General features: G+C 67.7%; 10 protein-coding genes and 1 pseudogene. 5 read left to right on the top strand and 6 right to left on the bottom strand.

Annotation, left to right across the window (positions count from 1 at the left end):
• The 3 genes and pseudogenes from A37U_RS54725 to A37U_RS0135540 form a co-directional block, all read right to left on the bottom strand.
• Positions 1-206 (bottom strand): annotated as a pseudogene (locus tag A37U_RS54725) (IS256 family transposase); the annotation flags it as partial.
• A gap of 142 nt (positions 207-348) precedes the next feature.
• A complete protein-coding gene (locus tag A37U_RS46980; RefSeq protein ID WP_020501427.1) occupies positions 349-1767 on the bottom strand; it encodes an APC family permease in 1419 nt (472 codons plus the stop codon).
• 5 nt (positions 1768-1772) lie between these two features.
• Positions 1773-3113, bottom strand: a complete 1341-nt coding sequence (locus A37U_RS0135540; protein WP_157183242.1) for a M20 family metallopeptidase — start codon at positions 3111-3113, stop codon at positions 1773-1775.
• A 134-nt stretch (positions 3114-3247) separates the two neighbouring features.
• On the opposite strand from A37U_RS0135540, the gene A37U_RS0135535 reads away from it, so the two are divergent.
• Genes A37U_RS0135535 through A37U_RS0135520 form a run of 4 tightly spaced genes read left to right on the top strand, consistent with a single transcriptional unit; the run spans position 3248 to position 9113 of the window.
• Positions 3248-4423 (top strand): amidohydrolase family protein, encoded by a 1176-nt coding sequence (locus A37U_RS0135535; protein ID WP_020501425.1) that lies wholly within the window; start codon positions 3248-3250, stop codon positions 4421-4423.
• Positions 4420-5607: a M20 metallopeptidase family protein gene (locus tag A37U_RS46975; RefSeq protein ID WP_020501424.1), complete on the top strand. Its 1188-nt coding sequence runs from the start codon at positions 4420-4422 to the stop codon at positions 5605-5607. Before A37U_RS0135535 ends, A37U_RS46975 begins: the two co-directional genes overlap by 4 nt.
• On the top strand, positions 5604-6968 hold the full coding sequence (locus A37U_RS46970; RefSeq protein ID WP_020501423.1) for a glutamine synthetase family protein: 1365 nt from the start codon (positions 5604-5606) through the stop codon (positions 6966-6968). The genes A37U_RS46975 and A37U_RS46970 overlap by 4 nt, the downstream gene beginning before the upstream one ends.
• 18 nt (positions 6969-6986) lie before the next feature.
• Positions 6987-9113 (top strand): oxidoreductase, encoded by a 2127-nt coding sequence (locus A37U_RS0135520; protein ID WP_020501422.1) that lies wholly within the window; start codon positions 6987-6989, stop codon positions 9111-9113.
• Here A37U_RS0135520 and A37U_RS46965 read toward each other — a convergent pair.
• Positions 9059-9925, bottom strand: coding sequence for a MurR/RpiR family transcriptional regulator (locus tag A37U_RS46965; RefSeq protein WP_020501421.1), 867 nt, complete (start codon positions 9923-9925; stop codon positions 9059-9061). The genes A37U_RS0135520 and A37U_RS46965 overlap by 55 nt on opposite strands.
• A gap of 63 nt (positions 9926-9988) precedes the next feature.
• Between A37U_RS46965 and A37U_RS52255 the strand changes: the two genes are divergently transcribed.
• Positions 9989-10471 (top strand): Mu transposase domain-containing protein, encoded by a 483-nt coding sequence (locus A37U_RS52255; RefSeq protein WP_157183240.1) that lies wholly within the window; start codon positions 9989-9991, stop codon positions 10469-10471.
• 341 nt (positions 10472-10812) lie between these two features.
• Here the strand turns inward: A37U_RS52255 and A37U_RS46960 are convergent, their stop codons facing one another.
• Together A37U_RS46960 and A37U_RS54195 are read right to left on the bottom strand one after the other, a co-directional pair.
• Positions 10813-12081 (bottom strand): alpha/beta fold hydrolase, encoded by a 1269-nt coding sequence (locus A37U_RS46960; protein ID WP_157183239.1) that lies wholly within the window; start codon positions 12079-12081, stop codon positions 10813-10815.
• Between the two features lie 391 nt (positions 12082-12472).
• A partial coding sequence (locus A37U_RS54195) for a hypothetical protein (protein WP_040589683.1) occupies positions 12473-12824 on the bottom strand: 352 nt, incomplete at its 5' end.

Genomic DNA, 12824 nt, shown 5'->3' with positions numbered 1-12824 from the left:
TGGCCGATGTGCTCGGTCATCTCTGCGCTCAGCGCGGTCTCCAGCACCGTCTTGGTCAACTGCTTGAGCAACCCGTCCGGGCCGGTCAACGACAGCCCCTGCTCCTGCGCCTGGGCAACCATCGCAGCCGCCCATCGCTCCTGTTCCGACGACGACTCCGCCGNCTCCTTGATCTTCTTCTCAGCGCTCACAACGCCAGATGTCATCACTCACAGTGCCCATCCCACCGGACATCAGCCCGGCGTGTCGGGCCGAAAACACCGCTACTGTTACAGGCCCTGGTAATCCGCGCACGGTCTTCCTTCGAGTCCGTTTCCGGCGTAGTGCGGCGAACGGGCAATTCCTGCGTCAGCGGATTGTTGCGGATCTGCCGCGGCTCCGGTTGTGGATGGCGTAGGTGATGCCTAGCGCGGTCCAGGCGAGTACGACGTAGGGGAAGGTGTTGTAGGGCGCGTCGGGGATCGGGTAGATGTTGGTGATCAGGGTGTAGGTGACGAGGATGCCTCCTGCGGTGGGAATGCAGATTTCCCAGAGGCGGGCGCGTCGTGGGCGGGTGAAGAACAGGAAGCGGATCGCTCCGGTCAGGCACAGTAGATAGGCGACGAGCAGGGCGAGTGAGCCGATGGTTCCGGTCCAGAAGAAGATGTCGGTGATCGAGCTGGTGGCGGCCAGTCGGAGTGTGCCGATGATGAGCACGACCGCGACGAGGACTGCGGTGGTGGCGCGGAGGGGAACGCCGTCGTGTTCGCGGGTGGTTCCGAGTTTCCGGCCGGTGAAGCCGTCGCGGCTCATCGCGAACAGCAGTCGTGCGGCGCCGACCGCGCAGGCGAGGGCGGAGCCGAAGGCGCTGATTCCGGCGCCGAGGGTGACCAGGTGGCCGGACCATCCGTTGAGGAAGGTCCGGGCGAGGTCGCCCATCAGCGAGGAGGATCCGATGAATGCGGTGGTTCCGCGGGATCCGGTGCCGAATCCCATGCTTTCGGTGGCGGTGACGAACACGAAGAACAGTCCGCCTAGCAGTACGGTGCCCAGTAGTGCGCGGGGGATGGCCCGTCGGGGGTTCACGGTTTCCTCGCCGAGTGTGGCGGCGGCTTCGAACCCCGCGAAGGAGAGGAAGCCGAATGTCATGGCGAAGAAGACTCCCGAGATCGGGGTCCGGGAATCGAGTGTGAACACGGAAGCGGTCAACGAGTGCCCGCCCGGTGTGCCGGGGCCGGACAGTCGGATGACCACGATGACGCTGATCGCCAGGATCAAGAGCATGGTCACGATTTCCACTCCCAGCAGCACCTTGGTGGCCAGGGCCGCGGGGCGGGTCGCGAGCAGGACGAGCAGGAGCACCGCGATTCCCGCCGGGATGAGCCAGTCCGGGTGCGCCCACAGACCGACGTCTTGGGCGAAGGTGGTCAGGAACAGGGCGGAACCGGAGAGTGTGGTAACCGTGAAGGCCAGGTAGGTGCCCAGCAGCAGCCAGCCGGCGAGGAAGCCGGTGCGCGGTCCGAGGGTGGCGGAGACCAGTCCGTAGACACTGCCGGCGTGTGCGAAGTGCTGGCACAGCCGGATGAACGCGTAGGCGACCAGCAGGACAGCCGCGGTCGAGATGAGGAACACCAGCGGTACCGCGCGCCCGACGTGTTTCGCGGGTGCTTGTGGATTGATGTTCACGGCCATGCTCGGCCCCAGCAGGGCGACGGAGAGTCCGAGCGCGCCCCAGAAGGACAGGGTTCGGTGTAGTGCCCCGTGTGCACGATCGGTGCTGGTGGTCATGGCGTTCACTTCCGGATGCCGCACCAGCGGGCGGCGAGCAGGGCGTAGGTGCGGGCGGCCAGCCAGACTTCGTCGAGGTCGACCCACTCGTCCTCGGTGTGTGCGTTGTGCAGATCGCCCGGTCCGAAGACCACGGACGGGATACCGCGCCGGGTGAACACGGTGGCGTCGCAGACGCCGTAGAACCCGGTCCAGGCCACATCGGCGGGAAAGCCAGTACCCACGGTGGCGCTCCGGTAGGAATCGGCGAGCTGTTGGCTGATATCGGCGCCCTTGTCGGTGGCGAAGGGTTCCCAGTCGAGTTTCCATTCGCAGACCGGCCGGTTGACGCGCAGCCACGGATCGGCGTCCGCGGCCCGGTCGATCGCCGCTTGGATCTCGGCCTGCACCTCGGAGCCCTCGCGGTCGGGGTGGTATTGCACAGCGTATTCGATGGTCGCCGAGTCGGAAAGGGAGAACGGGACGGTGAGGGTGCCCGGGCCACCGCGGATGGCGCCGGGGAGCAGGGCGAAGTGTCCGTTCGCCCACATCGGGTGCCGCTGGGTCTGCGCCCATTCCTGCTCGAGCGCGCGGAGTCCCTGGTACACCAGGAAGGCCTTGTCGATCGCGTTGACCCCGTGGACCTCGCCCGCGCGGGTGCTGTGGATCGTCGCGCCGCGCAGCGCGCTGTGTGCCTTCTTTCCGGTCACCGTGACCGAGAACCAGAGCAGACCGGGGCCGATCGGGGCGATGGACAGCGGAGTCGGCGGGGCGCTGGGTTCGGAGACCACGACCGCGTCGCCGAGGTAGCCACGATCGGCCACCGCGCCGCTGCCGCAGGCGTGGTCTCCGGTTTCCTCGCCGACGACGCATTGCAGCTGCAGCGATCCGGCAAGGCGGATTCCGGCCCGGTGCAACGCGAGGCCCGCGAAAGCCTGGGCGACGAGACCGGATTTCTGATCGGCGGTGCCCCGGCCGTACATCCGTTCGCCCCGCAGTTCGCCGGAGAACGGTGGCGCTATCGTCCACGTGGCCGGATCGCCTTCAGGGACCACGTCCACGTGTCCGTTGTAGACAAGGGACGGCCCGTCTCCGGTGCCGAGTGTGCCGATGGCGTTTTCCCGGCCGGATTCCACGGCGAAGATGTCCACCCGCGCACCGGCCCGTTCGTAGAGCTGCGCGAGCCGCGCCGTTGCCTGGCCTTCGAATCCGACGTGCTCGTCGTATTCGATGCCCGGGTACTTGGGGTTCACCGAAGGGATGCTCACCAGTTCCTGGAGTTCGGCGGTCATCTCGTCACGGAGTCCGTCGACCGCCCGCAGCAGCGCTGCCGTCTGGGATTCGTCCGGGCCGGATTGTGGAGTCACCATTGCCTCCTTCGCTCGAGATATTGCGATGAAACAGGCAGTAGGTATCATCTGTCAAGCAGTACAGCGGAATGTTTGTTACGCTTGCCTCGTCGGTCACCGGACCGGCCAACCGAGCGCGAAGGGGCGTGCGAGTGAGTCCTACCGACACCGATCACCTGGCCGAAACGATCGCGGCAGCGGAGACGACGCTCTCCCGGATACCCGCAGTCGACCACCACTGCCACGGCATCGTCCGAGGGCCCTTGGGGGCCGCCGAGTTCGACGATCTCGCCACCGAATCCGACTGGCCCTCGCCGAGTGGCGGCGATGTCTTCGACGCCCCCGTGGGGCTCGCGATCCGCCGCCTGTGTGCGCCTGTACTCGGTCTTCCCCGGCACTGCACGGGTGCGGAGTACATTCGTGGGCGCGAAGCGCTCGGACCGCAGCAGGCGACGGAACGCTTGTTACGAGGTGCCGGAATCGGCACCTACCTCGTCGACACGGGGCACCGGAGCGCGGACATCACCGATCCCGGGGAACTGGGCGCGATCACCGATGCCCGCACGTTTGAGATAGTCCGGCTGGAGCCGCTCGCGGAACGACTCGCCCGCTCCGGGGTACGTCCGGGGGAGTTCCTGACCGTGTTCGCGGAGCGGCTCGATACCGAACTACGGACCGCGGTCGGGGTGAAATCGATCATTGCCTACCGGCACGGCCTCGACTTCGATCCGTCCCGCCCCGGCGCGCCCGAGGTCCGGGCAGCGGCCACCGAATGGATCGCGCGCTGCCGGACCGCCGGGACCTGGCGGCTCGAGCACCCCGTACTGCTGCGGGCCCTGCTGTGGACCGCGATCGACGCGGGTAAACCCATCCAGATGCACGTGGGATACGGCGATTCGGACATCACGCTGTACCGCTGTGATCCCACCCGGATGACCGAGTTCCTGCGGGCCACCGCGGACACCGGAACCGACATCCTGTTGCTGCACAACTATCCGTTCGTGCGCGAGGCCGGTTATCTGGCACAGGTGTACCCGCACGTGTACTTCGACACCGGCGCCGCGACCGGCTACACCGGTCCTTCCTCGCTCGCGGTGATCCGCCAATCGCTCGAACTCGCCCCGTTCGGCAAACTGCTGTTCTCCACTGACGCGTTCGGGCTGCCCGAGCTCTACGTCTGCGGGGCGCGACTGCAGCGTGCCGGACTGAGCCGGGTCTTCGGTGAGTGGCTCGCCGAGGACGCGATCGCACCGGAGGACGCGGACCGATACCTGGAACTGATCATGGCGGGCAACGCCCGGCGCGTGTACGGCCTGGAGGCCGCGTGAACCACGAGATTCCGTTGGGCGCATTCGAAGAGGCACTGGCCGGGGAGATCCCCGCGGCGGTCGAGTTACGGCACCGAATTCACGCCGAACCTGACCTCGGCGGGGCCGAGGAACGCACTGCCGCGCTGGTCGCGAGCGAGCTCGGTGTCCCGGACGCGCCGCGCGTCACCGAGGGGCGGCTGATCCGGGTCGATGTGGGCACCGGCCCGGCGGTGGCGTTACGCGCGGAGCTCGACGGGTTGCCGATCACCGAGACCACGCACGTGCCCTGGGCCGCCCACAACGGGGCGATGCACGCCTGCGGCCACGACGTCCATCTGGCCGCGCTCGTCGCCGTGGTGCGCACGGTTCGCCGGGTCGGCGGAACCAGTCCGCTGCTCGCCGTGTTGCAACCACGCGAGGAAAGCCTGCCCTGTGGTGCGAAGGACATGATCGAATCACCCCTGCTGGTCGCCGAACCGGTCGGCGCGTTCTTCGGCACGCATGTCCAGGCCGCGCTGCCCGCGGGCACGATCGCGGCCCAGCCGGGACCGGTCAACGCGGCCTCCGATGAGTTCACCGTGCGTGTCGCGGGAAGGCCCGGCCACGGCGCCTATCCGCACACCACCGCCGATCCGGTGGTCGCGGCGTCCGCGGTTGTCTCGACGCTGCACCAGCTCGTTTCCCGCCGGGTGGACCCCATGCATCCGACTGTGCTCACCGTCGGCAGCATCTCCGGCGGCAGCGCGGCCAACGCCGTGGCCGAGCAGGTCACGCTGACCGGGACCCTGCGCACCTTCGATTCCGCCGACCGGCACCGCCTGCACGAGCTGATCCGCGACACCAGCGAGCTGACCGCTCGCGCCAACGGCTGCACTGCGACCACCGACCTGGCTCTGGGGGAACCGGTACTCGACAACGATCCGGCCCTGGTCGAGTCGATCGTGCCGCTACTGACCGACCGTGGCTTCACCACAACCGGCGACCACCGCTCCTGCGGCGCCGATGATTTCGCCTACTACGGGGAGCTTTTCCCTACGTTGATGTGTTTCGTCGGTGTCGACGCACCTGCCGGTATCGGTCTGCACCACCCCGCTTTCCTCCCGCCCGACGCGGCGGTCACCGACGTCGCCCGTGCCATGCTCGCCGGCTACGTCGGCGCCTGCCGATACCTGTCCGCCACCACCACAGAGGTCACACCGTGAGCACTGCGCCCACCCCACCGCCGGAACCCGATACCACCCGGATCGCCGAACTCGCCGAAGCAGGAGCCCGGCTATTGGTCGGCACCTTCATCGACAATGCGGGCATCACCCGGGTCAAGACCGTCCCGTTCGACCGGGCAGGAACCGCGGCACGCTCGGGAATAGGATTGTCCCCCGCCTTCGCGGTGATGTGCCTGGACGACCACGTGACCGCGACCGGAAAGTTCGGCGGACCGGTCGGTGATCTGCGCCTTCTTCCCGACCTCAGCACGGCCACCGTGATCGACGCGGAACGTGGGATCGCCTGGGCGCCACTGGACCAGTACGACCAGGAACTCGCCCGTTTCCCGCTGTGCCAGCGCGATGTGCTGCGCCGTCAGGAGCAGCAGGCGAGCGAACTGGAGCTGGCGTTCCTGGCTGCCTTCGAGATCGAGTTCACCCTGCTGACCTCGAGCGGCGCCCCGGTGCACACCGGCCCCGGATACGGACTCGGGCCACTGCTGGACCTCGAAGCGTTCGCCCTCGATCTGCTCGAAGCACTGGCCACCGCCGGAGTGGGAGTCGGAACCCTGCACCCGGAGTACGGCCCCGGCCAGGTGGAGATCTCGCTCGCGCCACGGACCCCGGTTGCCGCGGTCGACCAGTACGTCCTCGCGCGCCTGGTCATCGGGCGCACCGCCCGCCGGCACGGGCTCACCGTCTCGTTCGCCCCGGTCACCCTCGCCGACGAGATCGGCAACGGCAGCCACGTCCACTTCTCCGCGACGCAGGCCGGGCACAACGTCTTCACCGGCGGCGAACAGATCCACGGCCTCACCACGACCGGCGCGCAACTCATCGCCGGGGTCGTGGACAACAGCTGCGCGGCCGCCGGCGTACTCACCCCGACGATCGCCAGCTACGAACGACTCCAGCCCGGACACTGGTCGGGAGCCTACGCGTGCTGGGGCCTGGAGAACCGCGAAGCGGCGGTGCGCCTCATCCGGGGCAGCGCGGGGACCCGATCGGCCTCGGCGAACGTCGAGGTGAAGTCGATCGACGGGGCCAGCAACCCCTACCTGGTGCTGGCGACGATCCTCGGCCTCGGATTGTCCGGGGTCCGCGAGGAACGCACCCTGTGCCAGCCCGTCGAAGAGAATCCCGACGCGATTCCCGCCCAGACTCGCGCCGACCGCGGCATTCACCAGCTGCCGACGAGCCTCCCGGATGCCCTCGACCGGCTGGAACAGTCGAAGGTCCTGCGCTCCATCCTGGGCGAGGATCTGGTCGACTGCCTGGTCGCGGTACGCCGTCACGAAGTCGACACCTACACCGAAACACCGATGCACCAACGCATCCAGCTCGTCCGCGACCGCTACTGACCCGGAGCACGCCCGACCATGCAGCCAGAACGCGACCCCCGCTACGACATCCTGTTCACCCCGGTCACGATCGGCCCGGTGACCGCGCGCAACCGATTCTTCCAGGTACCGCACTGCAACGGCATGGGATACCGCGACCCGACCAGCGAGGCGTTCATGCGCGCTGTCAAGGCCGAGGGCGGCTGGGCAGTGGTGTGCACCGAGGAGGCGGAGATCCACCCGAGCGCGGACCTCACGCCCTCGATCGAGTTGCGGCTCTGGGACGAGCAGGACGTTCCCGCGGCGGCCCGGATCGCGGACAAGATCCACGAACACGGTGGGCTGGCCGGGATCGAACTTGCCCACGGCGGGATGCACAGTTCGAACCTGACCACCAGAGGAATTCCGCTCGGGCCGAGCGCGTTGCCAGTGACCGGTTCCTACGATCCGGTGCAGTCTCGGGTGATGACGCTGGCCGACATCGAGGAGTTCCGAGGTTGGCACCGGGATGCGGTTCGCCGGGCGCTGCGGGCCGGTTTCGATCTTGTCTACGTTTACGCCGGGCACGGCCTGACGAATCTGCACCAGTTCCTTTCGCCGCGGTACAATCAGCGCAGCGACGAATACGGCGGCGGTATCACCAATCGAATGCGGCTGTTGCGCGAGGTTCTCGAGGACACCCGCGAACTCTGCGCTGGCCGCGCCGCAGTGGCGTGCCGGTTGGGAGTGGGGGAAAGCGAGATGGGGATCAGCCGGGGCGACACCGAGGAGATCGTCGGCAGCCTCGCTGAACTGCCGGATGTCTGGGATTTCCAGGCAGGTTCCTGGGAACAGGACTCGAACACATCCCGGTTCGGCCCGGAAGGCGAGCAGGAGCACGCGATTGCGGGACTCAAGCGGTTGACCACGAAACCGGTGGTGGGGGTCGGCCGGTTCACCTCACCGGACGCGATGGTGCGCCAGATCCGCGAAGGGATCTTGGATTTCATCGGCGCGGCGCGGCCCTCGATCGCGGATCCGTTCCTGCCCAACAAGATCCGGGAGGGCCGATTGGCAGAGATCCGCGAATGCATCGGCTGCAACATCTGCGTCAGCGGAGACTACACGAACTCGCCGATCCGATGCACCCAGAACCCGTCCATGGGCGAGGAATGGCGGCGCGGGTGGCATCCGGAACGGTTGCGCGCCAAGCGAACCGAGGCACGGATCGTGGTGCTGGGCGCGGGGCCCGCGGGTCTGGAGGCGACGACCTCGCTCGGACGCCGCGGCTATCCGGTGACCCTGCTCGAACAGTCACGTGAAATCGGCGGCCGGGTGCGTCAGGAATCCCGCCTCCCCGGACTCTCCGCATGGATCCGGGTCGTCGACTACCGCGAACAACTGCTCGACTCACTATCCACGGTCGAGTGTTACCGGGAAAGCCCGACCACGAGCGAGGACATCCTCGAATTCGGATTCGACCACGCGGTGATAGCCACCGGTTCCGCTTGGCGCGCCGACGGGGTCGGCAGATCGCGGCCCGAGCCACTTCCCATCGATCCGGCTACCCAGGTCCTGACTCCCGATGACCTCATGCGGGGTACCCGTCCGGCCGGCTCCCGCGTTCTGCTCTACGACGACGACCACTACTACCTGGGTGGTGTGCTCGCGGAGCTACTCGCCCGCGAGGGCTATCAGGTCGAGCTGGTCACCCCCGCGGCGAACGTCTCCGAATGGACGGCGAACACCATGGAAACCAGCAAGATCCGCCGCAGGCTCGCCTCGGTCAGCGTCCAGGTGAGCACCCATCGCCAGGTCACCGCGATCCACACCGATTCCGTCACCACAGCCTGCGTCTTCACCGGCGAACCACGCGAACACGCCGGCGACGCGATCGTTCTGGTCACCGCCCGCACCGCGCACAGTGCCGTCTACGACGAACTGCTGGACCGGCACCGGGAATGGGCCGCGGCCGGGCTGCGCAGCGTCCGCGTGATCGGTGACGGATTGGCACCCGGAACCATCGCCGCCGCCATCTGGTCCGGCCGCTACTACGCCGAGAACCTGGACACCGAGGAACCCCAGTCCTTCCGGCGCGAGGTCACCCAGCTTGCTCTCCTCGGTGACGCCGCTCAGGAGCGTTCATCGCCGACCGGAGGGAACTGGGACTCCCACAGCTCGTCATAACGCCCGATCCGGTCGCGGGGCTGGTCGCCCAGCTTTGCGACCACACCGGCCACCAGCGTCTCGACCAAGGCCATTGCCGGAACAAGGGAGTCGAACGGACTCGGCGCGTGCACCTCCGCGGTCAGCACGACTTTCGCCACCGTGGACAGCGGGGACATCCACCGATCCGTGACCAACACCAACTGCGCGCCACGTTTCGCCGCGGCACGACCGAAGTTCACCACATCGGCCTGATAGCGGCGAAAATCGAACACCACCACGACATCCCGGCGCGCCAGATCCAGCAGCACCGGAACACGTTCGGCCATCTGCACCTGGCGTGCCCCGGGACGCAGTTCCTGTAGATGCGCGACGAGATATTCGGCGAGCACATGACTGAAACGCCCACCAGCGCCGAAAACCCGCCCCTTGCCGGTGATCAGCTCGACCGCGCGGTCGAAATCGGTTTCCTCCAAACCGGCGACCGTACTGTTGACCGCTTGACTCAGCACCGCAGCGGCCCGGGGGCGGACACCGCCATCCCCACGGCCGTCCCCCTCGGCGTCGTAGAGCAACAACGGCGACTGCTGCCGCGCGTCGAGCTCATCCCGGAGCAACTGCTGCAGTTCGGTGTAACCACCGAAACCGAGCCGGGTCGCCAACCGCAGAACCGTCGGGCCACTCGTTCCCGAGCGCTCTGCCACCCGGGCGACCGTCTCCAGGCCCGCCACCGGATAATTCGTCAACAGCACGCGCGCGACCCGCCGCTCGGCATCGGGTAGCTCCGGCAGCGCCTCGCGAATCCGATCGGCGATCGTTGGCTCAGTCGACACGCCACCACGCTACAACACCACCGGAACAAGTGTTCCGTTCTCTCGAAACAGGTCGCAACATAGGTGGACGTTACATGTCCGGATCAGAAGGCTTCTATCCGGGATGACCGCCTGACCGCCTATGACCGCACGGACGATCGCCGTCGGATCGGCAACCGCGTGCACACCGTGGGCGAGGACTTTGCGGCCGAGGCGCCGTTGCTGCGCCCGCTGCCGCCGGATAGGTTCGAAACCGGCCGGCTGCTCACGCCGCGGGTGGATCGGTATGCCCGGGTCATGGTGCGCCAGTCGACGTATTCGATGCCGGCTCGGTTCATTGGCCACCAGCTGCGGGTGCTGCTGCGCGCCGACGAGCTCGTGGTCTTCGACCGGCGCCGCGAAATCGCGGCACGACCGCTCGACGGTGAAGGGTTCAACTACCGTCGTGTTGGATCACTATCTCGAGACGGGAATGCGTGTGCTGACGACCGCGGCGGGGCTGTCGGCAGCGGGCAGTATCCTCATCCTCGACACCCTTGCCTGTCGCGAGCCCGGCACCAGCACTGACCGCTCGAAGGAGCGATTCTGCCCCAACGATCTGCCATCGCTGCTGGATAAGGCCGGCTGGACCGTCCGGACGCAGAACACAATCGCGGACGCGATCCGGGCCTGTGGGGGCATAGGTAGGTTGCCCGCCACTTTGCCCGCGCACGATCAGCCGCGCACGGTCTTCTATCTCCTCGTCGTCGCTGACCTGGCTGGCGCTTCCTGGCCATAAGCGTCGGCAGGGGATCGGCCACCGCACAGTCGCCCAGGCCCCTGTCACCGCGCTGCTCGGGGCGCTGGCGACCATCCTCAGTGTGCGACGTGGTCCGGTATTGCCTGTGAGGCATGGCTCAGCGGACAGGTTACTGGTTGGGCGTAGTAGCTGGGCAGATGGTGTCGGGTGGTGGTAAAAGACCGGTACGCAGGTAGTGGTTGGCATAGCGGCGTACGCATTGGTTGCCGCCCAGGTATACGGCGTGGCCCGTGTCGGCGCCGAGCCACCGCGAGCCGGGCAGTTGGGCGACGAACGACTGCCCGTGGGCGGGCACGGTACCTGAGTCCCGGGTGCCGTTGACGACCAGGATCGGGGGTTGTCCTACCGTGCGGATCGGTCGTGGTGGGTTGGTGGCCGGGAGTCCAGCGCAGGGCGCACGGTCGCGCCGGGCGGCCAGCCAGCCGAGCCGGGGCGCGTCGTGACGCAGCACCTGTTCGGTCGCCAACAGGCCCGTTTGCCCACCGGGGAGCGGGAAATCGGCGCACCGCGCCAGGGTACTCACGCCCGATGGCCCGCCTCGCGGAGGCTGATACAGGCCACCGGCGTCGCCGCGCTGGGCGTTCTGCAAGGCGCTTGCCAGGGCCGGCCACAACTGTGGAAAAGTCACCTCCAGGAGCGTGATCGCCCGGAGCCGCTCGGGGGCGACGCTGCGTCCACTGCCAGCGGGCAAGGGGCGGCGAGCCGCCGTGGCCAGCAACGTCTGCCACACGCTTGCCACGTCCTGACCGTGCAATGCGCAGTCAGGCATCGTCTGGCACCACCGCGCGAACCGGTCGAAGTACTGCTCGGCGGCCACCGCCTGTGGTCGCGCCGAGCGCGCCAGCCATGGCTCGGTGTGGTCGGCCAAACTGTCCAGAAACATCCGCCCCACCCGCACGGGGAATAGGTCCGCGTACGACTGCCCGTACACCGTGCCGTACGAGTTGCCGAAGTAGTCCAGCCGCAACACCCCGAGCGCACGGCGGATGGCCTCCATATCGTGGGCGACCTGCCACGCGTCCACGTGCGCGGCCAACCCACCGGAGCGGCGTACGCACCCGTTCTGATACCACCCACGGTTTGCCGAGCGGAACTCACGCCATGTCGCGGAATCATCGGAAATGAGAACCCCGAAGGCGTCTGGAAGCGGCGGGCAGGTGATTCCCGCGCTGCGACCGAATCCGCGCGGGTCGAACAGCACCACGTCGAACCATTGCCGCAGTTGGTCGAGTCGCCCATCGTCGGTACCGATGCTCGGACCCGGACCACCGAGGTTCACCAGCAAGGTGCGGCCGGTGGGACGAGTGGCCGGCAACTTCTGCAACGCCACGGTCGTCTGCCCCGTGCCCTGGTCACGCCAGTCCACCGGAACCGCCAATGTCGCACACTGTGCCCGCTCGCCGCAGGACCTCCAGGACAACTGCGGAGTTGCCATCGTGGATGCACGGGGCACCCACATCGAGGCCAGGAACGTCAGTATCGCGACAGTGATCAGTTTCCCCCGCATCCGCGCAGCCTCCCTCACAATGCCGTGCCGGTGGCCCGGAAGGCCCGGAACGTTCGACACCCCGTCGGCGATCACCACAACCGGACCGGCGAGGCCCATTCCGTCATGAACATAGACCCGAGACCAACACCGCCGCATCAGGAACAACCCCGAACAAACCCCGAACAACACAGGCCTCAACCGCAATCTCAGGTCAGGAACGGCCACCGCACAGGCGTCCAGGCCCCTGTCACCGCGCTGCTCGGGGCGCTGGCGACCATCTTCAGTGTGCGACGTGGTCCGGGATTGCCTGTGAGGCATCGGTCTGGTTTGGTTCCCCGGTTCTGCGAGCGAGTAGTCGCCAGCCGGTCATCGGGGTGCGGCCACGTTTGTCCCGTGGCCACGTGCTGATTTCGCCGAGTCCGTCCGGGATGATGCCGAGGATGTCCGCGGGCGCGAGCTCATCGATCGTCCAGCCGTCGTCGAACAGCTCGCGCAACCATTCTTCGCTGAGTCGGCCCAGATCCGGCGTGCGCGCCCCGGGGCCGGTCGGCGAAACAGAGCACCGCCACCCGGCCGCCGTGACGGCAGACTCGGCGCAGGACGTCCAGGTAGCGCCGTTGCGCTGGCGCGGG

The organism is Sciscionella marina DSM 45152 (genome assembly GCF_000379465.1).
Lineage (GTDB): Bacteria > Actinomycetota > Actinomycetes > Mycobacteriales > Pseudonocardiaceae > Sciscionella > Sciscionella marina.
This window is presented reverse-complemented; position numbering and strand designations above follow the sequence as displayed.